Raw genomic sequence first — 21,079 nt, 5'->3', positions numbered from 1 at the left:
CCGTCTCCACGGACAGGATGCCGATGCAACTAGGTCGGCGCGCGGCGCCGCCATCCTCCCGGCGAAGCCCTTCGGGCGGTCGCCTCGCTTCTTGACCCCACCGGCACGCCCTCCCTACACACGGGCTCGACGGCGGGTCCTCCGGCCCGCGCCCGAGATCCGCTGACGCTCATGAACGCCCCGGTCACTCCGAAGAAACTCATCAAGGGCGGCCTGCACGACTGGGAGGTCGTGGTGGGCATGGAGATCCACGCCCAAGTCACGAGCCGCTCGAAGCTGTTCTCCGGCGCCTCGACCGCCTTCGGCGGCGAGCCGAACGACCATGTCTCCCTGGTGGACGCGGCCATGCCCGGCATGCTGCCCGTCATCAACGAGGAATGCGTGGCCCAGGCCGTGCGCACCGGCCTCGGGCTGAAGGCCAAGATCAATCTGCGCTCGGTGTTCGACCGGAAGAACTACTTCTACCCGGATCTGCCGCAGGGCTACCAGATCTCGCAGTACAAGGACCCGATCGTCGGCGAGGGCGAGGTGCTGGTCGATCTGCCCGAGGGCGAGTCGATCACGGTGGGCATCGAGCGGCTGCATCTGGAGCAGGATGCCGGCAAGTCCCTGCACGACCAGGACCCGACCAGGAGCTTCGTCGATCTCAACCGCTCGGGCGTGGCGCTGATGGAGATCGTCTCGCGGCCGGACCTGCGCTCCTCCGAGGAGGCCAAGGCCTACGTCACCAAGCTGCGCACGATCCTGCGCTATCTCGGCACCTGCGACGGCGACATGGAGAAGGGCAATCTCCGCGCCGACGTGAACGTCTCCGTGCGCAAGCCCGGCGAGCCCTTCGGCACCCGCTGCGAGATCAAGAACGTCAACTCGATCCGCTTCATCGGCCAGGCGATCGAGGTCGAGGCCCGGCGCCAGATCGCGATCCTGGAGGATGGCGGCACGATCGACCAGGAGACGCGGCTGTTCGACCCGAACAAGGGCGAGACCCGCTCCATGCGCTCCAAGGAAGAGGCACACGATTACCGCTACTTCCCCGATCCGGACCTGCTGCCGCTCGAATTCGACCAGGCCTTCGTCGATGCCCTGGCCGCCGAACTGCCGGAGCTGCCGGACGCCAAGAAGGCGCGCTTCATCGCCGATTTCGGGCTGTCCGCCTACGATGCGGGCGTGCTCGTGGCCGAGCGCGCCTCCGCCGATTACTTCGAGGCGGTGGCCAAGGGCCGCGACGGCAAGGCCGCGGCCAACTGGGTGATCAACGAGCTGTTCGGCCGTCTCAACAAGGAAGGCCGCACCATCGAGGACACCCCGGTCTCCGCCGAGCAGCTCGGCGCCATCGTCGACCTGATCGGCGAGGGCGTGATCTCGGGCAAGATCGCCAAGGACCTGTTCGAGATCGTCTGGTCCGAGGGCGGCGACCCGCGGGCGATCGTCGAGGCCCGCGGCATGAAGCAGGTCACCGACACGGGCGCCATCGAGAAGGCCATCGACGAGATCATCGCCAAGAACCCGGACAAGGTCGAGCAGGCCAAGGCCAAGCCGACCCTGCTCGGCTGGTTCGTCGGCCAGACCATGAAAGCCACCGGCGGCAAGGCCAACCCGGCCGCGGTCAACGCCCTGCTCAAGGACAAGCTCGGCATCGAGTGAGGCGGCCGAACGCCCCTCATCACGATGAAATCCTCGAAGCCCCGCTCCGGCGGGGCTTTTTGCAAAGGTCCTGCTGCAAGCGTCTTGTTGCAAGCGTCTTGCATACACGCCCCCGCCCAAGCGGCGCGGGACAGGACGACCGGGCGGAAGGCCCGGCGGGAATGGACCGCCCACAACGCGAAAAGGTCCGCATGTTTCCCTCACCGTTTCCGCCCCTCGCCCTCCCGACCGGCCGCCTGCGGGGAGGAGCCTGAGCATGCGCACCTCCTCGCGCTGGTGGTGGGACCTCTCGACGGCGGAGTTCGCCGCCCTCGACTGGTCGGACATGGTGGCGATCCTGCCGATCGCGGCGGTGGAGCAGCACGGGCCACACCTGCCGGTGCGGGTCGATGCGGCGATCAATGCCGGCATCGTCGCCCGCGCCGTCGAGACCATGCCCGACGACCTGCCGGCCCTGGTCCTGCCCATGCTGCCCATCGGCAAGTCCAACGAGCACCTGAACTATCCCGGCACCCTCACGCTGAGTCACGAGACCCTGGCCCGGGTCTGGTACGAGGTCGGCGAGAGCGTGTTCCGCGCCGGCTGCCGCCGGCTGATCCTGCTCAACAGCCATGGCGGCCAGCCGCAGGTGATGGAGATCGTGCTGCGCGAATTGCGCGTGCGCCTCGGCATGCTCGCGGTCGGCTGCGGCTGGAGCGGCATCACGCCCAAGGACGACCTGTTCTCCGCCCATGAGCGGACCCACGGCATCCATGGCGGCGAGATCGAGACGAGCGTGATGCGCCACCTCCACCCGGACCTCGTCGCCATGGAGAAGGCCGAGGATTTCGTGCCGCTCTCGGTGCCCCTGGAACGGGCGGGCGGGCTGCTTACCCCGGAGGGCGCCGTCGGTTTCGGCTGGATGGCGCAGGATCTGCACCCGTCTGGGGCCAGCGGCAACGCCGCCGCCGCCGATGCGGAACGCGGCGAGGCCCTGGTCGAGCGCGCCGCCGCCGCCCTGAACCGCCTGGTGCGCGAGGTCTCGGCGTTTCCCCTCGCCAACCTGACCCGGGAGACCGCCTTCGATGGCCGCTGAGACCCCGCTCGCCGTGGCCGGGCCGGAGAGCGTCGAGCTCCGGCTTGCGGACGGCGTCAGCCTCGTCGCCGACATCTACCGCCCCGCCGGCCCGGGCCGGCACCCGGTGATGCTGATGCGCCAGCCCTATGGGCGGACCATCGCCTCGACCCTGACGCTCGCCCACCCCGCCTGGTACGCCGCCCAGGGCTACGTCGTCGTCGTGCAGGACGTGCGCGGGCGCGGCGGCAGCGGCGGCGATTTCCGCCTGTTCGAGCACGAGGCCGAGGACGGGGCGCAGACACTCGCCTGGGCCGCGGAGCTACCCGGCGCCAACGGGCAGGTCGCCACCTACGGCTTCAGCTACCAGGCGGTGACGCAGTTCCTGGCGCTCGCAGGCGCGCTCAAGGCCGGCACCAAGCGGCCCGACGCGATCGTACCCAGCATGGGCGGTTGGGATATCCGGGACGACTGGGCCTATACGGGGGGCGCCTTCGGGCTCTCCGGCGGCCTCGGCTGGGCCTGCCAGATGGGCGCCGAGGTGGCGCGGCTGAAGGGCGACGCGGAGGCCTACGAGGCGCTCGCCGCGGCCGGCCGCGGCACGCCCTGGATGGGCGCCGTGGCGGCCCACCCGCCGGTGCTGGAGCGCTTCTCCGCCTATCAGCACCATCAGGACTGGATCGGCGACGATCCCGGCTACTGGGATAGGATTTCTCCGCGCCGGCTCCTCGACGGCCAGGTGCCGGCGGTGCCGGGCCTGTATGTCGGCGGCTGGCAGGATTTCTTCCTCGACGGGACCCTCTCCGCCCATGCCGCCTTCGGCCGGGCCGGCGCGCCGCAGCGCCTCGTCGTCGGTCCCTGGACGCACGCCCCCTGGGGCCGGCGGGTCGGCGCCCTCGATCTCGGCCCGGAGGCGGTCACCGACATCGACGTCCGGACGGTCGCCTTCCTCGACCATGTCCTGAAGGGGCGCGACCTCGCCGGGCCGGCGGTGCGGCTGTTCGATGTCGGCACGAAAAGCTGGACGGGCTTCGACGCCTTCCCCGATCCGGAGCCGACCGCCCTCCACCTCGCCTCGGACGGCCGGGCCGCCACCGCCTCGACCGGGCGGCTCGTCGCGGAGCCCGAGGCCTCGGGCGACGACCGCCTCGTGCACGACCCCTGGCGGCCCGCGCCCGCCCAGGGCGGCGCCTGGGGGCCCGTGCTCGGCTTCCAGGATCGGGCCGCCCTCGACGACCGCAGCGACGTGGCGGTCTACGACACGGCGCCGCTGGCCGCGCCCCTGCGCCTCGCCGGCCGGGTCGCGCTGGAGGTCCATGTCGCCACCGCGGCCCCCTCGCACGACCTGCATGCGGTGCTCTCCCGGCTGGAGCCGGACGGGCGGGCGATCACCCTGACGGCGGGCTATCTCCGAGTGACGGACGCGACCGCGCCGGGGCCGCGGCGGGTGGCGATGCGGGCCCTGTGCTGCACGCTCCAGCCCGGCCAGCGCCTGCGTCTCTCGATCCAGGCCGCCGCCTGGCCGGCCTTCGCGGTCAATCCGGGCACCGGCGCCCGGGCGGAGGAGGCCCGCGGCGACGCGGCCGTGGTCACCACCCTCGCCCTGCGCCACGGCGCGGACCACCCGTCCCGGCTGCTGCTGCCGGTGATCGGATAGCACCGCCGCCGGAGGCGCGGCGCAAGCGATCCGGGACACGCCCTCTCGGAGGAGGGGTGCCCCGGGTTGCTGCGCCTGCGAGGAAAGCCGGACGCGGCCTTCCTCAGCCCCGGCCGATGGTCGCCTCGATCTGCCCGTGCGGCTCGTCGGTGGGCAGGAACACCGTGCCCGGATTCTCCAGGCCGAAGGGGGAGAGATCGATCGGGATGTAGTGCTTGTTGGGCATGGCGAAGCCGATCTCGGCGATCTCGGGGATCGCCGCGAGCACCGCCTCGCCCATGCGGTACATGCTGTCCTGCACGCCGAGCGAATAGGTCGTCCCGAACACCTCGATCAGGATGGCGAGCACCTGCGCGTTCGCCGCGGTGTAATCGGCGGGCGCGGCCGACCAGGTCCAGGTCGCGTCCATGCTGGTGGCGGCGATGCGGTCGCTGGTGTCGGGCAGGGTCCGGTAGGCGTCGTCCACGAAGTCGGACCAGCCCGATTGCGTGGTCTTCATGAAGGTGAAGCCCCGCAGGCCCGACTGCATCACCGACCTGTCGCGGCTCGCCACGAGCTTCACGTAGCCGAAGCCGTTGGCGTCGAGCACGAAGGTGTGGCCGTGCGGCGCGCCCCCGAAGGACTGGCGCAGCCAGCGCGTCTCCTTGGCCTCGACCTCCAGGGTCTCGATCTGCGGATAGGTGTCGAGGAAGACCTTGGCGAGGGCGCCCGCGAAGTCCTCCTTGTCGAGGGAGAGGTTCTTGGCCGCGGTGATGTTGCAGATGTTCTTCACGCTGTCGGTGGCGATGCAGGCGCGGTTGTCGCCCGCGGTCCAGGCGGCGTCGAAGGCGCCCTTCATGAGCACGGTGAGGTTCAGCTCGCGCGGGGTGTGATGGTCGCCGTCGCGGGTGAGGCGCATCACCCGCACCCGGCCCTTGCCGTATTTCGAGGCGGTCAGCGGCATCGTGGAACTCCTGGTGACACGGTCAGCGGGCCGCGGCGGCGAGACCCTCACCGGCAAAGCTTCGCACCGATCATCGGCAAGCGACATGCCAGATGCGGGGACGAGGCGGTGGTGTCGCCCTGGCCCGTTGCCTGCTAGGCCGGAGCGCTTTCCATCCCCCTCGTCCCGTCGTGCCCATGCCCATCAGCCTCGCCGAATTGAACGATGCCGCGCCCGCTGCCTTCGTGGCAGCGCTGGGGGGCGTGTTCGAGCACGCTCCCTGGGTGGCGGAGGCGGCGGCCCGGGGCCGGCCCTTCGCGACGGTGCAGGCGCTCGAGGCGGCGATGCGGGCGGCGGTGGAGGCGGCGCCGGACGCGCAGCGCCTCGCCCTGCTCGCCGGCCATCCGGAGCTCGCCGGCCGCGCCGCCCGGGCCGGGGCCATCGCCCCGGATTCCATCGCCGAGCAGGCCGCGGCCGGGCTCGACCGGCTCTCGGAGGCGGAATACGCGCGCTTCGCGGCGCTGAACGCCGCCTATCGCGAAAAATTCGGGCTGCCCTTCATCCTCTGCGTGAAGCGGCACGGGCGCGCCTCCCTGCTCAAGCAGTTCGAGGCCCGGCTCGGCTCGACGCCGGAACAGGAGCGGCGGACCGCCGAGGCGGAGGTCTTCCACATCGCCGCGATCCGCCTGAACGCCCTGGTCGAGGGGGAGGGCCCCCTGAAGACCACGGGGCGGATCTCGACCCATGTCCTCGACACCAGCCGCGGCCGCCCGGCCGAGGGCGTGGCGCTGGAGCTCTACGAGATCGTGCCCGGCGCCGAGCCGGCCCTGGTCGCCCGCGCGCTCACCAATGCGGACGGGCGCACCGACGCGCCCCTGATCGGCGGCCGGCCGGTGCCGATCGGGACCTACGAGCTGCGCTTCGCCCTGGGCGACCATTACCGCCGCCTCGGCCTCGACCTGCCCGATCCGCCCTTCCTCGACGTGGTGCCCCTTCGCTTCGGCGTGGCGGAGCCGGAAGGGCATTACCACGTGCCCCTGGTCGCCACGCCCTGGAGCTTCCAGACCTATCGCGGGAGCTGATGCCGTGACCGCTCTCGCGACCGCCATCCAGGCCCGACTCGACGCGCTCGCCGCCATCAGCGCGGAGGAGGGGGCCATCACCCGGGTCTATCTCAGCCCCGAACAGGCTCGGGCCAACGCCCTCGTCATGGACTGGATGCGCGAAGCGGGCCTGAGCGCCCGCCTCGACGCCGCCGGCAACGTGATCGGGCGCCTGGAAGGGCCCGAGCCCGGCGGGCCGGCCCTGGTGATCGGCTCGCATCTCGACACCGTGCGCGATGCGGGCCGCTACGACGGGCCGCTCGGCGTCGTCACCGGCATCGTCTGCCTCGCCGCCCTCGCGGAGGAGGGGATCCGCCTGCCCTTCGCCGTCGAGGTGGTGGGCTTCGCCGACGAGGAGGGCACCCGCTTCAACGCGACGCTGCTCGGCAGCCGCGCCTTCGCCGGCCGCCTCGACCCGACGGTGCTCGCCACGCAGGATGCGGAGGGGATCAGCATCGCCCAGGCCCTGCGCGCCTTCGGGCGCGACCCCGACCGGATCGGGGAGGCGGCGCGGCCCCCGGGCGACCTCCTCGGCTATATCGAATGGCATATCGAGCAGGGGCCGATGCTGGAGCGGGCCGGCCTGCCGGTCGGCGTCGTCACCGGCATCAGCGGCGCGACCCGCCTCGCGGTGACGCTGGAGGGGGAGGCCGGCCATGCCGGCACCGTGGCCATGGAGGGCCGCCGCGACGCCCTCGCCGGCGCGGCCGAATGCGTGCTCGCGGTCGAGGCCCGCTGCCGGGGCGAGGCGGGGCTCGTCGGCACGGTCGGCCGGATCGCCGCCTTCCCGGATGCGGTGAACGTGATCCCTGGCCGCGTGGCCTTCAGCCTCGACTTGCGCGCGCCCGAGGACGGGCAGCGCCGGGCGGCGCTCGCGGAGATCGAGACCCTCTGGCGCGACATCGCCGCCCGGCGGGGTCTCGCCCTGTCGATGACGCGCACCCACGAGGCGCCGGCCGTGCCCTGCGACCAGGCCCTGACCGGGCGGATCGCCGAGGCCGTCGCGGCGCGCGGCTGGCCGGTGCTGCGCCTGCCGAGCGGGGCGGGGCATGACGGCATGGCGATCGCGCCGATCGCCCCCATCGCGATGCTGTTCGTGCGCTGCCGCGGCGGCATCAGCCACAATCCGGCGGAATACGCCGCGCTCCCCGACATCGAGGCGGGCGCGCAGGTGCTGCTCGACGTGCTGCGCGGCTTCTCCGGCTGAGCGGATTGGCCGCATCGGCGCCGGTACACGCCTTGCGGCCTTCGCCCCGGCCGGCACGTCGCCGGCCTGAGGAGAGCAGGTCGATGGTCAGGTTCGGGATCGTTCTGAAGGCGGGCGCCCTGGCGGCCGTTCTGGTCGCGGGCGGCCTGGCGGCCGGCAGCGCGTCGGCGGCGGCGCCGACCGGATGGATGCAGGGCAGCGTGACCCCGCCCGCGGGCCAGAAGCGCATCACCGCGCCCGGCGGCCGTCGGGGCAAGGCGGCCCGGCACCGTCACCGCATGAAGCATCGCTGAGGCTTTTCGAGAAAGTCGTTCAGACCCCACGAAGAGCATACAACGAAATAAAATATCGCCGCATCTTCCATGGCGCGTCGCTCATGGAAGATGCACGAAGTCTTTCCCTCGCAAAAAACATGACCGAAATCCGCCTCCCGGCGCGCGGATGCTGGAACTTCTGCGCGGCCCATCAATTTCTCCCGGCGAAACAGGGCTTTGCCCAAATTTCCTCAAGCCAAAATTTCCTCAAGCCAGGAGAGACGATGATGCGATTTCGCATGACGGGCGCGCTCGCCCTTTGCACGCTGATGGGCCTCGGCGGCGCAGCCCTGGCCCAGTCCACGGGTGCCCCGGCCGGGCGCGAGCCGGCAACCGCCGCGGGCGGAACGGAGGGCATCGCCGGACCGCGCAACGAGATTCAGGCGATCGAGGACGGCAAGGCGGTTCCCGCGCCCCCGGGCGTCGGCGAGCCGGTGACCGCCGCCCCCGCCGCCAAGACGGACGTGCGTCCGCCCGCCCCGCCGCAGCCCTGATCGCGGCACGGGCTTCGACGACAACACCCCGCCGGATCGCTCCGGCGGGGTGTTTCGTCTCGCGTCAGACGTCGCTGAAGAGCTGTTTGGCCAGGCGGCTGTGCTCCTCGCGCAGGCGCCCGGTCTCGATGCCGAGGGGCACGCCGTCCAGCACCCGCCAATGGCCCGCCACCATCACCCGGTCGGCCTTGTAGGCGCCGCAGAGCACCAGGGCGGCCAGCGGATCGTGGCTGCCGGAGAAGCGCAGCTCGTCCAGGGTGAAGAGGGCGAGATCCGCCTCGCGCCCCTCCTCGATCCGGCCGATGTCGGAGCGGCCGAGGCAGCGGGCCGAGCCCTCCGTCGCCCAGCGCAGGGCGTCGAGATGGGTCACGGCCTCGGCCCCGTAGGTGAGGCGGTTGAGCATGAGGGCGTGACGCACGCCCTCGATCAGGTTCGAGTTGTCGTTGGAGGCGGAGCCGTCGACGCCGAGGCCCACGGGGGAGCCCGCCGCCTCGAGCTCACAGGTGCGGCAGCGGCCGGAAGCCAACGTCATGTTCGAGGTCGGGCAGTGGCAGACGCCGACACCGGCCTTGCCAAGGCGCTTCACCTCGTCGTCGTTGAAGTGGATGCCGTGGGCGAGCCAGGCCCGGTTCGTCATCCAGCCGACCTCCTCCAGGTAATCGACCGGGCGCTGGCCGAAGACGGAGAGGCAATAGGCGTCCTCGTCGAGGGTCTCGCCGAGATGGGTGTGCAGGCGGCAATCGTAGCGGTCGGCCAGGGCCGCGCTCTCGCGCATCAGGCGCTTCGTCACGTTGAAGGGCGAGCAGGGGGCGAGCCCGATCTGCACCATCGCGCCCGGCTTCGGGTCGTGGAACAGGCGCAGCACGCGCTCGCTGTCGTCGAGGATGGTGTCGTCGTCCTGGACGAGGGCATCGGGCGGCAGGCCGCCGTCGCGCTCCGACAGGCTCATGGAGCCGCGGGTGACGAAGGCGCGGATGCCCAGCGCCCTGGCTTCCTCGACCTGGATGTCGACGGAGGATTCGAGCCCCCTCGGGAACAGGTAATGGTGGTCGCCCGCAGTGGTGCAGCCGGAGAGCAGCAATTCCGTGTAGGCGAGCCGGCTCGCGAGCCGGAAAGCCTCCGGGGTCAACTTGTCCCAGACCGTGTAGAGCGCCTTCAGCCAGGGGAAGAGCGGCTTGTTGATCGCCACCGGGTGGGCGCGGGTCAGCGTCTGGAAGAAGTGGTGGTGGGTGTTGACGAGGCCCGGGATGACGACGTGGTTCTTCGCGTCGAAGGTCTCGTCCACCGGCGCCGTGGGCGTCCCGCCCGAGGGCACCCGCTCGACGATCCGGCTTCCCTCGACGACGATGCCGCCCCCGGCATTCTCGGCCAGGATCGCCAGGGGATCGCGGATCCAGAGACGCCGGGAGGGCACTGCGCCGTCGGTCATGCAAGCTTTCCGTCAGAAACGAGGATGCCGGCCCGTCGCCGAGCCGGCCTTGGACGCTTCCGGAGGGCGGGCCCGCCTTCCGGATGTGTCACGCGCTCACAACAAGAGGCATGCCACCGCCCCGTGGGACGGCGGCCGGCCTCGCGCGATCAGAAGATGTGCACCGAGACGCCGGCGAGGAAGCTCTTCTCCTCGGTGCCCTTGAAGGTCGCGGTCTCGACGTTGCCGAACTTGTTCAGCCAGTACTGGAAGCCGATGAAGGCATCGAGACGGTTCGGCTGATCCCACACGAGCTTGCCCACGTCGAGCACCAGGTTGGTGCGCGACAGGAATTCCACCCCACGGGGCGCGTTGAAGGCGAAGGCGGCCGGGTTGATGACGCCGCGGCCCTTGGGCAGCACGATGTTGTTGAAGCCGGCCAGGCTGAGCGGCAGGCCGGTGAAGGTCAGCGGGAAGTTATAGACGATCTCGAACTCCGGCACGACGTCGAAGCTCTGGTCGCGATCCGGCTGGAGATTGAAGCCGTTGCGGTTCCACTCCTTGTAGGCGTGGACCGACAGGTTCAGGAAGCCCGCCGGCACGTCGAAGGAGAAGTTCAGGCCGCCGACGACGCTGCGTTTCTTCGAGCCGAACGGATCGTTCTGCGAATTGGCGTCGACGCCGTAGGACAGGGACACGTCCTTGACGATGCCCGAAAACGTGAAGGCCTTGGTGCCGGTGAGCGCGTTCAGGCTCAGCGTGCCGCGATAGAGGCCGTAGGCTTCGGTGTTGCCGTAATCGTAGGTGAAGGGCGCGCCGATCGAGCCCGGCGGGTTGGTGGTGCCGGCCGGGTACTGCGAGCCCGACTGCAGGATGTCGAGGGACACGAAGTTCGTGCCGTACGCCCAGGCATCCGCGTGCGAGATGTTGAGGATGTTCTTGGGGGCGTCGCGGTTGCGGAACGTGCCGTCCGCCTGAAGGATCTGGCTGCCCGGATTGGCGGCCGGGAACTGGTAGCGATAGCTGATCTGCGTATCGGCAAAGAGGAAGAAGGGAACTTCCTTCTGCTCCTGCGGTTGCGCCTTCTCTTTCGTCGTCAGGTCTGCGGCCCCGGCAAGGCCGATCATCGACACGGAGAGCAGCGCGGCTGCGAACCCCCTTGCGAACATTTTTATTCTCCTCATTCGCAATGAACCCGGAGCGCAGGGCAGCAACCGATATGCCAGCGTGCGTCATACCGATTATACTCTGATAAGTTGTATCAAATATACAACAAGCGGTGGTGCCCGCCGGAGATGCGCGCAGGTGGCGTCCGTGGCCGAGGCGCGGTCGAGCCGAGACGGGGAGCGTCTCGCGACACGGATACGGGACCTTGCCTGCCGCGGTCGGCGCCGGCCTGCCCGGGTTCGCGCGGCAGATGCTTCCTGGGTCGCCCCGTTGCCATCTTGCGCACGGGCCGTTGATGATATGCGCGCATTCGCCTCGCGACGCGTTGCGGAGGACCGTCAAGTCGGCTTACCAGTAGGGCAGACCGCGGCGCACGACCTTCCGCCGCGGGCGTCATCCCGCCGGGCTCTCCAACACGAGCGAGCGCAATGCCCGCAGTCCAGACCCGCGCCGAGAGCCTCTCCGACGCGATCGCCAACGCGATTCTCTCCGGCGAGCTCGCCCCCGGCCTGCATCTCGACGAGCAGGTTCTGGCACGCCGCTTCGGGGTCTCGCGCACGCCGGTGCGCGATGCCCTACGCCTGCTCAACGGCACGGGTCTCGTCGACATCCGCCCGCGCTTCGGCGCCACGGTGCGCAGCATCACCCCGGACGAGCTCGACATGCTCTTCATCGCCATGGGGGAGATCGAGGCGACCTGCGCCCGGCTCGCCACCCTGAGCATGACTCCGGCCGAGCGCGGCCAGCTCCAGAGGCTGCACGAGCGGATGGGCCGCCTCGCCGAGGCCGACGACCGCGCCGCCTACACCGAGGCCAATCAGGAATTCCACGGCCTGCTCTACGAGGGGGCGCACAACGTCGTCGTCGAGGAGATCGCGCACAACCTGCGCCGCCGCCTCACCCCCTATCGCAAGGCGCAGTTCCGGGCCCCGGGGCGGCTCCTGCGCTCCCATGCGGAGCACGGCCTCGTCGTCCGCGCGGTGCTCTCCCGCGATGCCGCCGCGGCCAATGCGGCCATGCTCGTGCATATGAGCGTGGTCGAGGACGTGTTCGAGCGGGTCGACGCGACGGACGCGGTCCAGCGCCAGGCGGCGGCGGAAGGGGCCCAGGCGACGCGGCGGGGCAGGCCGCCCGCGCGCCGAACCGCCGGCGAGACCCAGCTCCGCCCGCGCCGCTGAGGCAGGCGCCCCCGGCCGGGCCAGGCTGCTCAGCCGCTAGCCAGCGCCTGCAACATCTTCGTGCAGCGCGATGCATGGTTTGGGCAGGCAATTTCCGAATTCTTGCATACACGATGACGGCGACGGCGAGTCGGCCTCACTCCGCCTTCGCGTTCCATGGGATTGTGCGCATGGCCCTCGTTCTCGATGCGGATCCCACTCCGCTGACCTTCGATCCTGCGAAGACGGCCCTCGTCGTGATCGACATGCAGCGGGATTTCCTGGAGCCGGGGGGCTTCGGCGAGACGCTGGGCAACGACGTCTCCCTGCTGGCCGCGGCGGTGCCCCCGGCCCAGCGCCTGCTCGCGGCGGCGCGGGCCGCGGGGCTGTTCGTCGTGCATACACGGGAGGGGCACAAACCCGACCTGTCCGACGCGCCCAGGAACAAGATCGAGCGGGGCGCGCCCAAGCTCCGGATCGGCGACCCAGGCCCGATGGGCCGCATCCTGATCCGGGGCGAGCCGGGCCACGACATCGTCCCGGCGCTCGCGCCCCTGCCCGGCGAGCCGGTGATCGACAAGCCCGGCAAGGGCGCCTTCTACGCCACCGATTTCGCGCAGGTCTTGGAATCGCGCGCCATCGAGACGCTGATCGTCTGCGGCGTGACCACGGAGGTCTGCGTGAACACCACGGTGCGCGAGGCCAACGATCGGGGCTATCGCTGCATCGTGATCGGCGATGCCTGCGCCTCCTACGTCCCCGCCCTGCACGAGGCCGGCCTGGAGATGATCCGATCCCAGGGCGGCATCTTCGGCTGGGTCTCAGATTCCGAGAAAGCCGTCGCCGCCCTGGCCGGGCGGGACTGACGCTGGCATGCCCGGTGCACCCGCACCGGCGCCAGAGCCTCTGGGGCCGCCGGTGATCGCCCGCGGCCCGCCTCGAGAGTAGCATGACAGACAGAGCCGAACCGTCCTTCGATCCCGAAGCCTTCGCCACCGCCGCGGCCGATGCCCTCGGCGTCCCCCTGACCGTCGAACGCATCCCCGCGGTGGTCGCCAATCTGCGGGTCCTGAAGGCGGCCGCCGACCTCGTCTCCGCCTTCGCGCTCCCCGACGAGGCCGAGACGGCCCCGGTCTTCGAGGCCTGAGACGATGACGGATCTCTCCACCGCCACCGCCGCGGAGATCGCCGCCGCGATCCGGGCCGGCTCGGCGAGCGCGCAGGGCGTCGTCTCCGCCGCGCTGGCGCGGATCGCGCGCATCGACCCGCAGGTGAACAGCTTCACGGACGTCCTGGCCGAGCGGGCCCTTGCCCGGGCGCAGGCGATCGACGCGGACCTGGCCCGGGGCGAGACGCCCGGGCCGCTCGCCGGGGTGCCCTTCGCGGTCAAGAACCTGTTCGACATCGCCGGCCTGCCGACCCGGGCCGGGTCGAAGATCAATCGCGAGCGCGCCCCCGCCGCCCGCGACGCCGCCCTGATCGAGCGGCTGGAAGCCGCCGGGGCCATCCTCGTCGGCGGCCTCAACATGGGCGAGTACGCCTATGACTTCACCGGCGAGAACGTGCATGACGGGAACACCCGCAACCCGCACGCCCTCGGGCACATGGCGGGCGGCTCGTCCGGCGGCTCGGGAGGCGCCGTCGGCGCGGGCCTGGTTCCGCTGGCCCTGGGCTCCGACACCAACGGCTCGATCCGCGTGCCCTCCGCCTTCTGCGGCTGCTTCGGCCTGAAGCCGACCTATGGCCGGCTCACCCGGGCGGGCAGCTTCCCCTTCGTGGGCAGCCTCGACCATCTCGGGCCGATGGCCCGCAGCGTCACCGACCTGGCGCTGGCCTACGACGCGATGCAGGGGCCGGACCCGGCCGATCCGGTCGCCACCAAGCGCCCCGCGGAGGCCGTCGCGCCGCGGATCGAGGCGGGCCTCGGCGATCTGCGCATCGCCACCGCCGGGGGCTATTTCGCCCGCAGCGGCGAGCCCGAGGCCTTCGCCGCCGTGGCGAAGGTCGCGCAGGCCCTCGCGGTCACCCGCGTGGTCGAGATCCCGGAAGCTGCCCGCGCCCGGGCCGCGGCCTATCTCATCACCGCCGCCGAGGGCGCGGCCCTGCATCTCGACCGCCTGCGGGCGCGGCCCGACGATTTCGACCCAGCCGTGCGCGACCGGCTCGCCGCCGGCGCGATGATCCCGGCCCCCTGGGTCGAGCGGGCGCAGCGCTTCCGGCGCTGGTACCGCGACGCCGTGCTTCGCCTCTTCGAGGAGGTCGACGTGATCCTGGCCCCCTCCGTGCCCTGCCGGGCACCCAGGAGCGGGCAGGCCACCTTCGTGCTCGACGGGGTGGAATTGCCGGTGCGGGCCAATATCGGCCTCTACACGCAGCCGATCTCCTTCATCGGCCTGCCGGTCGCCGCCGTGCCGGTCCGGCTCGACGACGGCCTGCCGCTCGGCGTGCAGGTCATCGCCGCGCCCTGGCGCGAGGACGTGGCCCTGCGGGTCGCACGGCACCTGGAACGCCTGAGCACCTGCACGGCGCCGGTCGCCCCCCTCGAAGCGTGACGCATCCCATGATCGAGATCGACGACCCGGCGGTGAAGGCCGAGGTGGAGGCGGTGTTCGCCGCCTACGAGACGGCCCTGGTGACCAACGACGTGGCCACCCTCGAGAACCTGTTCCACGACGACCCCCGCACCATCCGCTACGGAGCGGGGGAGAACCTCTACGGCATGGAGGCGATCCGCGCCTTCCGCCGGGCGCGGGCGCCGCAGGGGCTGGCGCGCAGCCTGGAGCACACGGTCATCACCACCTACGGTCGCGACATGGCCGTGGCGATGACCCTGTTCCGGCGGGAGGGGGCGACGGGCCGCATCGGCCGCCAGAGCCAGACCTGGGTACGATTCCCCGAGGGCTGGAAGGTGGTCGCCGCCCATGTCAGCGTCATCGAGGATCCCGGCCCGGCCTGAGGGGCCGCAGCCGGGACCGTTTCCACTCCGATCGCGCGGAAACGGCCTCAGATCCGCTCGGCCAGGGCGTTCAGCGCCCGCGGCACCGCGATGTTGGAGCTGGCGGCCTGGGGGTCGCCGGCCGCCGTCGTGAGCAGACGGGCGATCTTGGCCGGGTCCACGGCGTTCCGATCCCCGAGGCAGTCGATCAGGACCTGAAGCGCGTACTCGATCGCCACGATGCGCGCCTCGAGATCCCCCTGCTTGCCGTTCACGAGCTGTCTCCCTCGGTGATGCCTGCACGCCCCAGTTGAATCTTGAGGGACGCGACGCCCGCCTCGGCAGGTGCACCGGCATTATCGTGCCTGAGCTCGGCCCCTGCCATCGCGGCTGGCGCGTGGCTGACCATTGCCGTCCGCACAGCTCGCGGCCGGATGGGCGGCAGGCTTGTCTCCCGCGCAGGCGTTCAGGACCGCCGGGGCGGCTTCGGATGCTCCAGGAAGAAGCGCAGCATCTCGCGGCTCGCATCCGGGCCGGCGGGATCGGTGAAGGAGCCGTCCGGGCTGCCGCCGGACCAGGCATGGCCAGCCCCGTGCAGGCTCCATTGCTCGAGCATCACGCGGCCCGATGCGTCGGCATGCCGGGTCAGGGTGTAGCGGCTGCCATCCGCGCCGACGCCCGTGCGGGTTGTGGCTTCGAGGGGAGCCGCCGCGGCGAACTGGGCGATGACCCGGTCGCCGTTGACGACGTTGACGGTCTTGTCGCGGTCGCCGTGGAAGACGATCGCCGGCAGGGCGGTGCCGTTGGGCCGCACGGTGCCCCCGCCGCCGTTCATGGCCTGGAAGGCGGACGCCGCGTCCCGCGCCGCGCCGCAGGCGAGGCCGGAATGCACGCCCACCGCCGCATAGAGATCGGGATAGGCGCTGCCCATGATCGCCGCGGCCGCCCCGCCCGCCGAGAGGCCGGCGACGTAGACCCGGGCCGGATCGACCGCGTACTCCGCCATGATCTCCTGGGTGATGCCGGCGATGAGGGCGGGCTCGCCGCGCCCGCGGGCCTGCTCGGCGGCGTTGAACCAGTTCCAGCAGCGGGAGACATTGGCGGAGGCACTCTGGGCCGGATAGGCCACGAGGAAGACCTCCGCCTCGGCGAGGACGTTCATGCGGGTGCCGGCAGCAAAGTCATCCGGGTTCTGGTTGCAGCCGTGCAGCATCACCACCAGGGGCACCGGCTCGCCCCGGTAGCCCTCGGGCACGTAGAGCTTGTAGCCGCGCTTCCCGGCGGCGCCGGAGAAGCTGCGCTCCGTGAAGCGGGCATCGTCCGGGGCCGGCGCCGGGCGCCCCCAGCCCTCGAAGCCGTGCAGCCCCTCCGAGAAGGCGCCGGCGCCGGGAAGGCGATCGAGCAGCGCGCGCATCGGCTCGGGCATGGACCAGGAGGCTACGGGATCGGGCGCCTGGGTCCGAGCGGAGGACAGCTCTCCGTTGGCCGGCGGCTCGGGCGCGGCGGTCCAGGCGCCGCCGGGCCGGGTGGGCGCCACGAGATCGATCGTGTCGTTCCTCCGGGACTCCGGTGGCGGCGTGTCCGCCGGCCTGCCTCGCAGCAGGGCCAGGGCCTCGCCGAGCTGGCCCGCCCGGGTGAGGCGCGTGACCTCGCGCATATCGACCTTGAAGAGCGGCTTCATCGCGTTGCCTTCGGAGAGAGGAGCGGGGTGACAGGCACGGTCAGGCGATACGGTCGCTCAGCGCCGCCTTGACGGCGGGGCTCGCCTGGAAGGCGCCGAGAACCTGCACGGAGGCGATCGCCGCACGGGCGAGCTCCGGCGTCACATCCCCGGCGATGCTGGCGAGGCCGACGACATGGATGTGGAGCGGCGTGCCGGCGTCCCGCGCCGCCTCCAGCTCCGCCCGGCCGATCTGACGCAGGCCGAGATCGAGCCGGTTGCGCGACACCGACTGGCGCACCGCCTCGTCGTGGCGCTCCAGCTGGTTGCGGATCGCCGTGCGGATGAAGTCGGCGCGGTTCCCGTAGAACCCGTCGCGCACCATCAGGTCGATGCGCCCGAGATCGACGAAGCCGAGATTGACCGTGATCTTCTCGCTGTCCGCCACCCGGAGACGATGCGGCTGCACCTCGGCATTCATCGCCAGAACCTTCCGTTCGCCATCCGCGGACCATCCCGCTGGATGGTTTTCAAGATGGTGCGGCGCACAATCCTTTTCAAGACGCGCCGAGCCGAAAGGGGTTCCGCCTTAGCCCCCGATCCGACGACCTCATCCTCGCGGGCCGAGCAGGATGATCGCCGTGCCGGCGAGGCAGGTGGCGGCGCCGAGGGCATCCCAGCGGTCCGGCACGCGCCCCTCGACCCACCAGAGCCAGAGGATCGAGGCGGCGACGTAGACGCCGCCATAGGCGGCATAGGCACGGCCCGCCGCCTCGCTCTCCACCAGAGTCAGCAGCCAGGCGAACAGGGCGAGACTCGCGAACCCCGGGAGCAGCCACAAAGGCGAGCGATCGAGCCGGAGCCAGGCCCAGAACGCGAAGCAGCCGGCGATCTCGGCCAGGGCCGCGGCGGCATAGGCGCCCAGGCTGGTCATGCCCGCGCCGTCTCCCGCTGCATGGCGAGCAGGTCGAGGGAGGGCGGCTCCGCCATGCCCAGGCGGGTCAAGACGGCATGGGCCTGCCCGCGATGATGGGTCTGGTGGTTGAACAGATGGGCGAGCACGTCCCGCACCGGCTGTCGCTGCGGCGTACCGGCGGTGGTGGCGTAGTCGAGGATGGCGGAGAGCGCGTCGGGCGACAGGGCGTCGAGAAAGGCCGCGAGCCGCGCATCCTCCGCCTCGCGGGCCGCCCGCAGCGGTTCCAGCGCGTCGAACAGGATGGCGTCGAGCCGCGAGGGCGCCTCGCCCGTGCCGGTGAGCCGCCTCAGCCAGATTCGATCGGTCACGAGGAGGTGGTTCAGGGTGCCGTGCAGGCTCCCGAAGAAGGCGCCCGCCTCCTGCCGGTAGGCCGCGTCCGGCAGCGTGGCCGCCGCCGCGTAGAGACGGCGGTTCGCCCAGGCATTGTAGGCGGCGAGGCCGCGGAAATGGGTGAGCAGCGCGAACATCCGCGAATGGGCTCCGGCGGGCCCGAAGGCCCGACACCTCACCGTAAGGCGCGAAGACCCGCTTGTCAGACCCCTCGCGTCGACGGGCGGCAGGGCGATTCGCGCCGACATCCTGGCGCGGCGGCGCCGACCCCGCGATGCGCATGCGAGCGGATTCCGGATCTCCCTCCAAGCTTAATAAACCTCAGATTGCATAATCATCGCAGGCAATTCGAAGTTAAGACATATGAATCAGCCCTTAACCGACAACACACGACACGAAATTATACGTTTATTAAATCCGGCCTTGAATTGTCGGAAGATATCCCGACCCTCTTCCGGCAGAAGGCCTACTCCGAGGCCATGCGATCCGATCTTGTGCCAGGCGTGATGGCGAGCGGCGTACTTCTGGTGCTTCCGTTTGTCTTGCTCGGCATGCCCCGCTCGGACGATGTCGCGGTGATCGGGCCCCCCGCCGACGGGCTCGCGGGAGCGGCCCGCGCCGTGGCGCAGGCCGGCGGCCAGATCGTGAATGCCGTCGCCGGAGGCCCGATCCTGCTCGCCCGCTCGGAGCGGCCGGGCTTCGCCGCGCGCCTCTACGCGGCCGGCGCCTGGCTCGTGCTGCCCGCCTTCGGGGGCGGCTGCGCCGGGCGCGGCCCCTCCGCACGCGCTTCCGCAGAGATCCGCATCGCCCCCGGCAAGGCCTCCCCATGACCGACCTGAACCAGCTCCGGCACGCCTTCGCGCGCCTCCTCGTCGCCCTGCTCTGGCTGCACGTGCCCCTCGCCGCCGGGGTCGCGCTCGCAACGGGGCACGACTTCGCCGCGGGGCCGCCCCTGGCGGCGGCGGTCCTCGCGAGCGTCGCGACCCTGTTCTGGAAGCGCGATCCGATCGGGCTCTCGACCCGCCTCGTCAGCGGAGCCGCCCTGGTCGGCATGGCCAGCATCCTGCTCTACGGCATGGTCGGCCATCCCTGGCAGATCGACCTGCACATGTATTTCTTCGCCTGCCTCGCGGTGCTGGTCGGCTGGTGCGACTGGCGGGTGATCCTGCTGGCGGCGGGGGCGACGGCCCTGCATCACCTCGCGCTCAGCTTCGCCCTGCCGACGCTGGTCTTCCCCGAGGCCGCGACTGCGAATCTCGGCCGCGTGGTTCTGCATGCCCTGATCGTGGCGATGGAGACCGGCGTGCTGATGTGGATCTGTCACACCGTCTCCCACGCCTTCCGGGCGCTCAGCGCCTCGGAACAGGACGCGCAGGCCCAGGTCGCCCGCACTCAGGCCCTGGAACAGGAGGCGGCCCTGGCGCGGGCGGGCGTCGAGGCGCAGCGCAAGGCGGCCATGGTCGAGATCGCGCAGAGCTTCGAGCGGACGGTCGGCGGCATCGTCGCGGGCGTCGACGCCTCCGCCGCCGAGCTGCAGGCGACGGCCGAGACCATGACGGCGACCGCCAGCGAGACGGCCGGCCGCTCCGGCGGCGTGGCCGACGCCGCCCGGGAAGCCGCCGCCAAGGTCGGCACCGTGGCCGCCGCGGCCGAGCAACTCGGTGCCTCGGTGCAGGAGATCGGCCGCCAGGTCACGGGCTCAGCCGATCTCGCGCAGCGGGCCGTCACCGAAGCCGATCAGAGCGCGGGCCTGGTGCAGGCGCTCAGCGCCGCCGTCACCCGGATCGGCGACGTGGTCGGGCTGATCTCGACCATCGCCGGCCAGACGAACCTCCTCGCCCTCAACGCCACGATCGAGGCGGCCCGGGCCGGCGAGGCCGGCCGCGGCTTCGCGGTGGTGGCCGCCGAGGTCAAGGAACTCGCCAGCCAGACCGCGAAGGCGACGGAGGAGATCTCGGCCCAGATCGCGCAGATTCAGGGCGCGACCGGCGAGGCGGTGACCGCCATCGGCGGGATCACCGAGCGGATCCGCGAGATCAACGCGGTGACCGCTGCCATCGCCGCGGCGGTGGAGGAGCAGGGCGCGGCCACGCAGGAGATCGTGCGCAACGCCGCCCAGGCCTCGACGGGAACCGCTTCGGTGACCGGCAGCATCACCGGCATGGCGGAGGCGTCCGAGAAGACCGGCACGGCCGCCCATCAGCTGCTCGCCGCCGCCGCCCTGCTCTCGGGCCGATCCGGGCAACTCAGCGCCGAGGTCTCGCGCTTCCTCGACACGGTGCGGGCCGCCTGACCGGAGCCGGGCCCCCCGCGACACGTGACGGGATCCCCGGCCTCCGGGCATCCCGTCTTCGCGTGCAACCACGCTTTGGGAGAACCATCTTTACCCCCCGTCATGCGGCACCTATGGTGACCGCCTGCCGTCCATTGTGGGATCCATGCTGAACACCGCCTCCGGCGCTCCCGTCGAGAGCCCCCGCACGCTGGAAAAGGCGCTCGGGCATCAGGTGCGCCAGTTCCGACGCGAACGCGACCTCTCGGTCTCGGATCTCGCCGCCGCCGCCGGCCTCTCCCTCGGCATGATCTCCAAGATCGAGAACGGGCAGATCTCGCCCTCGCTCTCGACCATCAACGCCCTGGCCAACGCCCTCAACGTGCCGATCACGGCCCTGTTCTCGGCCTTCGAGGAGAAGCGCGACTGCTCCTATGTGCGGGCGGGGCAGGGGGTCGCGATCGAGCGGCGCGGCACCAAGGTCGGCCATGTCTACGAGCTGCTCGGCGCGGCGCTCGGCGGCGACATCGTGGTCGAGCCCTATCTCATCACCCTGAAGGAGGATGCGGAGGCCTATACCGGCTTCCGGCATGCGGGCCTCGAATTCATCTACATGCTGAGCGGCGAGGTGGTATACCGCCATGCCGGCCACGATTACCGCCTTCAGCCCGGCGACGCGTTGCTGTTCGACCCCGCCGCCCTGCACGGCCCGGCCGAGCTGGTGAAGACGCCGATGACCTATCTCTCGATCATCATCTATCCGCGCACCTGATCGCCCG

The 21,079-nt window shown here is 71.2% G+C and carries 23 protein-coding genes; 15 read left to right on the top strand and 8 right to left on the bottom strand.

What is annotated here, in order from left to right; translation table 11 throughout:
- The first annotated feature begins 171 nt into the window (after positions 1 to 171).
- The 3 genes from gatB to MMB17_RS23030 all read left to right on the top strand — a co-directional run bounded on the left by gatB (position 172) and on the right by MMB17_RS23030 (position 4,355).
- Entirely contained in the window at positions 172 to 1,644 is a 1,473-nt protein-coding gene (gatB, locus tag MMB17_RS23040; RefSeq protein WP_238313376.1) for an Asp-tRNA(Asn)/Glu-tRNA(Gln) amidotransferase subunit GatB, read from the top strand.
- A gap of 256 nt (positions 1,645 to 1,900) precedes the next feature.
- Positions 1,901 to 2,719, top strand: a complete 819-nt coding sequence (locus MMB17_RS23035) for a creatininase family protein (protein ID WP_241100410.1) — start codon at positions 1,901 to 1,903, stop codon at positions 2,717 to 2,719.
- A complete protein-coding gene (locus MMB17_RS23030) occupies positions 2,709 to 4,355 on the top strand; it encodes a CocE/NonD family hydrolase (protein ID WP_241100409.1) in 1,647 nt (548 codons plus the stop codon). Before MMB17_RS23035 ends, MMB17_RS23030 begins: the two co-directional genes overlap by 11 nt.
- Positions 4,356 to 4,458: 103 nt before the next feature.
- On the opposite strand, the gene pucL is transcribed toward MMB17_RS23030, so the two are convergent.
- A complete protein-coding gene (gene pucL, locus MMB17_RS23025; RefSeq protein WP_241100408.1) occupies positions 4,459 to 5,298 on the bottom strand; it encodes a factor-independent urate hydroxylase in 840 nt (279 codons plus the stop codon).
- A 176-nt stretch (positions 5,299 to 5,474) separates the two neighbouring features.
- Between pucL and uraD the strand changes: the two genes are divergently transcribed.
- The 4 genes from uraD to MMB17_RS23005 all read left to right on the top strand — a co-directional run bounded on the left by uraD (position 5,475) and on the right by MMB17_RS23005 (position 8,395).
- On the top strand, positions 5,475 to 6,359 hold the full coding sequence (uraD, locus tag MMB17_RS23020; RefSeq protein ID WP_241100407.1) for a 2-oxo-4-hydroxy-4-carboxy-5-ureidoimidazoline decarboxylase: 885 nt from the start codon (positions 5,475 to 5,477) through the stop codon (positions 6,357 to 6,359).
- A gap of 4 nt (positions 6,360 to 6,363) precedes the next feature.
- Positions 6,364 to 7,587: an allantoate amidohydrolase gene (locus tag MMB17_RS23015; RefSeq protein ID WP_241100406.1), complete on the top strand. Its 1,224-nt coding sequence runs from the start codon at positions 6,364 to 6,366 to the stop codon at positions 7,585 to 7,587.
- Between the two features lie 83 nt (positions 7,588 to 7,670).
- Positions 7,671 to 7,880 carry a hypothetical protein gene (locus MMB17_RS23010; protein WP_241100405.1) on the top strand — a complete coding sequence of 70 codons (210 nt, stop codon included), beginning with the start codon at positions 7,671 to 7,673 and terminating at the stop codon, positions 7,878 to 7,880.
- Between the two features lie 119 nt (positions 7,881 to 7,999).
- Entirely contained in the window at positions 8,000 to 8,395 is a 396-nt protein-coding gene (locus tag MMB17_RS23005) for a hypothetical protein (protein WP_241100404.1), read from the top strand.
- A 64-nt stretch (positions 8,396 to 8,459) separates the two neighbouring features.
- Here the strand turns inward: MMB17_RS23005 and MMB17_RS23000 are convergent, their stop codons facing one another.
- Both MMB17_RS23000 and MMB17_RS22995 read right to left on the bottom strand, forming a co-directional pair.
- Complete coding sequence (locus tag MMB17_RS23000) at positions 8,460 to 9,824, bottom strand: 8-oxoguanine deaminase (protein ID WP_241100403.1); 1,365 nt, start codon at positions 9,822 to 9,824, stop codon at positions 8,460 to 8,462.
- A 149-nt stretch (positions 9,825 to 9,973) separates the two neighbouring features.
- A complete protein-coding gene (locus tag MMB17_RS22995; protein WP_238313393.1) occupies positions 9,974 to 10,972 on the bottom strand; it encodes a hypothetical protein in 999 nt (332 codons plus the stop codon).
- Positions 10,973 to 11,398: 426 nt separating this feature from the next.
- Between MMB17_RS22995 and MMB17_RS22990 the strand changes: the two genes are divergently transcribed.
- The 5 genes from MMB17_RS22990 (at position 11,399) to hpxZ (ending at position 15,083) form a co-directional block, all read left to right on the top strand.
- Complete coding sequence (locus MMB17_RS22990) at positions 11,399 to 12,148, top strand: GntR family transcriptional regulator (RefSeq protein ID WP_238313394.1); 750 nt, start codon at positions 11,399 to 11,401, stop codon at positions 12,146 to 12,148.
- Positions 12,149 to 12,318: 170 nt separating this feature from the next.
- Positions 12,319 to 12,993: a cysteine hydrolase family protein gene (locus tag MMB17_RS22985; protein WP_241100402.1), complete on the top strand. Its 675-nt coding sequence runs from the start codon at positions 12,319 to 12,321 to the stop codon at positions 12,991 to 12,993.
- A gap of 83 nt (positions 12,994 to 13,076) precedes the next feature.
- Positions 13,077 to 13,274, top strand: a complete 198-nt coding sequence (locus MMB17_RS22980; protein WP_241100401.1) for a DUF4089 domain-containing protein — start codon at positions 13,077 to 13,079, stop codon at positions 13,272 to 13,274.
- A 4-nt stretch (positions 13,275 to 13,278) separates the two neighbouring features.
- Positions 13,279 to 14,679, top strand: coding sequence for an AtzE family amidohydrolase (locus MMB17_RS22975; protein WP_241100400.1), 1,401 nt, complete (start codon positions 13,279 to 13,281; stop codon positions 14,677 to 14,679).
- An 11-nt stretch (positions 14,680 to 14,690) separates the two neighbouring features.
- Positions 14,691 to 15,083 carry an oxalurate catabolism protein HpxZ gene (hpxZ, locus tag MMB17_RS22970; protein WP_241102273.1) on the top strand — a complete coding sequence of 131 codons (393 nt, stop codon included), beginning with the start codon at positions 14,691 to 14,693 and terminating at the stop codon, positions 15,081 to 15,083.
- A 47-nt stretch (positions 15,084 to 15,130) separates the two neighbouring features.
- Here the strand turns inward: hpxZ and MMB17_RS22965 are convergent, their stop codons facing one another.
- The 5 genes from MMB17_RS22965 to MMB17_RS22945 all read right to left on the bottom strand — a co-directional run bounded on the left by MMB17_RS22965 (position 15,131) and on the right by MMB17_RS22945 (position 18,165).
- Positions 15,131 to 15,337 carry a hypothetical protein gene (locus MMB17_RS22965; protein ID WP_238313402.1) on the bottom strand — a complete coding sequence of 69 codons (207 nt, stop codon included), beginning with the start codon at positions 15,335 to 15,337 and terminating at the stop codon, positions 15,131 to 15,133.
- Positions 15,338 to 15,528: 191 nt separating this feature from the next.
- Positions 15,529 to 16,743: an extracellular catalytic domain type 1 short-chain-length polyhydroxyalkanoate depolymerase gene (locus MMB17_RS22960; protein WP_241100399.1), complete on the bottom strand. Its 1,215-nt coding sequence runs from the start codon at positions 16,741 to 16,743 to the stop codon at positions 15,529 to 15,531.
- 40 nt (positions 16,744 to 16,783) lie between these two features.
- Positions 16,784 to 17,203, bottom strand: coding sequence for a CopG family transcriptional regulator (locus MMB17_RS22955; protein ID WP_238313405.1), 420 nt, complete (start codon positions 17,201 to 17,203; stop codon positions 16,784 to 16,786).
- A gap of 129 nt (positions 17,204 to 17,332) precedes the next feature.
- A complete protein-coding gene (locus MMB17_RS22950; protein ID WP_241100398.1) occupies positions 17,333 to 17,656 on the bottom strand; it encodes a YnfA family protein in 324 nt (107 codons plus the stop codon).
- The gene (locus tag MMB17_RS22945) at positions 17,653 to 18,165 is read right to left on the bottom strand and encodes a DinB family protein (RefSeq protein WP_241100397.1); all 513 of its coding nucleotides are present in this window, start codon (positions 18,163 to 18,165) and stop codon (positions 17,653 to 17,655) included. The genes MMB17_RS22950 and MMB17_RS22945 overlap by 4 nt, the downstream gene beginning before the upstream one ends.
- Positions 18,166 to 18,507: 342 nt before the next feature.
- On the opposite strand from MMB17_RS22945, the gene MMB17_RS22940 reads away from it, so the two are divergent.
- The 3 genes from MMB17_RS22940 to MMB17_RS22930 all read left to right on the top strand — a co-directional run bounded on the left by MMB17_RS22940 (position 18,508) and on the right by MMB17_RS22930 (position 21,072).
- Entirely contained in the window at positions 18,508 to 18,858 is a 351-nt protein-coding gene (locus MMB17_RS22940) for a hypothetical protein (RefSeq protein ID WP_241100396.1), read from the top strand.
- On the top strand, positions 18,855 to 20,321 hold the full coding sequence (locus MMB17_RS22935; RefSeq protein WP_241100395.1) for a methyl-accepting chemotaxis protein: 1,467 nt from the start codon (positions 18,855 to 18,857) through the stop codon (positions 20,319 to 20,321). The genes MMB17_RS22940 and MMB17_RS22935 overlap by 4 nt, the downstream gene beginning before the upstream one ends.
- Before the next feature lie 145 nt (positions 20,322 to 20,466).
- Positions 20,467 to 21,072, top strand: a complete 606-nt coding sequence (locus MMB17_RS22930; RefSeq protein ID WP_238313415.1) for a helix-turn-helix domain-containing protein — start codon at positions 20,467 to 20,469, stop codon at positions 21,070 to 21,072.
- Positions 21,073 to 21,079 lie beyond the last annotated feature (7 nt).

The organism is Methylobacterium organophilum (assembly GCF_022533465.1).
In the GTDB taxonomy this organism is placed as follows: Bacteria; Pseudomonadota; Alphaproteobacteria; order Rhizobiales; family Beijerinckiaceae; genus Methylobacterium; species Methylobacterium organophilum.
Note: the sequence above shows the minus strand (reverse complement) of the source record. Positions and strands in the feature narration are given on the sequence as shown.

Coding starts and splice junctions, on each gene's coding strand:
- MMB17_RS22960 (WP_241100399.1), bottom strand. CDS start 16,743: ATGAAGCCGCTCTTCAAGGTCGATATGCGCGAGGTCACGCGCCTCACC.
- MMB17_RS22930 (WP_238313415.1), top strand. CDS start 20,467: ATGCTGAACACCGCCTCCGGCGCTCCCGTCGAGAGCCCCCGCACGCTG.
- uraD (WP_241100407.1), top strand. CDS start 5,475: ATGCCCATCAGCCTCGCCGAATTGAACGATGCCGCGCCCGCTGCCTTC.
- MMB17_RS22990 (WP_238313394.1), top strand. CDS start 11,399: ATGCCCGCAGTCCAGACCCGCGCCGAGAGCCTCTCCGACGCGATCGCC.
- MMB17_RS23000 (WP_241100403.1), bottom strand. CDS start 9,824: ATGACCGACGGCGCAGTGCCCTCCCGGCGTCTCTGGATCCGCGATCCC.
- MMB17_RS22940 (WP_241100396.1), top strand. CDS start 18,508: ATGCGATCCGATCTTGTGCCAGGCGTGATGGCGAGCGGCGTACTTCTG.
- MMB17_RS23005 (WP_241100404.1), top strand. CDS start 8,000: ATGACCGAAATCCGCCTCCCGGCGCGCGGATGCTGGAACTTCTGCGCG.
- pucL (WP_241100408.1), bottom strand. CDS start 5,298: ATGCCGCTGACCGCCTCGAAATACGGCAAGGGCCGGGTGCGGGTGATG.
- MMB17_RS23035 (WP_241100410.1), top strand. CDS start 1,901: ATGCGCACCTCCTCGCGCTGGTGGTGGGACCTCTCGACGGCGGAGTTC.
- MMB17_RS23030 (WP_241100409.1), top strand. CDS start 2,709: ATGGCCGCTGAGACCCCGCTCGCCGTGGCCGGGCCGGAGAGCGTCGAG.
- MMB17_RS22985 (WP_241100402.1), top strand. CDS start 12,319: ATGGCCCTCGTTCTCGATGCGGATCCCACTCCGCTGACCTTCGATCCT.
- MMB17_RS22955 (WP_238313405.1), bottom strand. CDS start 17,203: ATGAATGCCGAGGTGCAGCCGCATCGTCTCCGGGTGGCGGACAGCGAG.
- MMB17_RS22975 (WP_241100400.1), top strand. CDS start 13,279: ATGACGGATCTCTCCACCGCCACCGCCGCGGAGATCGCCGCCGCGATC.
- MMB17_RS22945 (WP_241100397.1), bottom strand. CDS start 18,165: ATGTTCGCGCTGCTCACCCATTTCCGCGGCCTCGCCGCCTACAATGCC.
- MMB17_RS22995 (WP_238313393.1), bottom strand. CDS start 10,972: ATGTTCGCAAGGGGGTTCGCAGCCGCGCTGCTCTCCGTGTCGATGATC.
- MMB17_RS22950 (WP_241100398.1), bottom strand. CDS start 17,656: ATGACCAGCCTGGGCGCCTATGCCGCCGCGGCCCTGGCCGAGATCGCC.
- MMB17_RS22935 (WP_241100395.1), top strand. CDS start 18,855: ATGACCGACCTGAACCAGCTCCGGCACGCCTTCGCGCGCCTCCTCGTC.
- MMB17_RS22980 (WP_241100401.1), top strand. CDS start 13,077: ATGACAGACAGAGCCGAACCGTCCTTCGATCCCGAAGCCTTCGCCACC.
- gatB (WP_238313376.1), top strand. CDS start 172: ATGAACGCCCCGGTCACTCCGAAGAAACTCATCAAGGGCGGCCTGCAC.
- MMB17_RS23010 (WP_241100405.1), top strand. CDS start 7,671: ATGGTCAGGTTCGGGATCGTTCTGAAGGCGGGCGCCCTGGCGGCCGTT.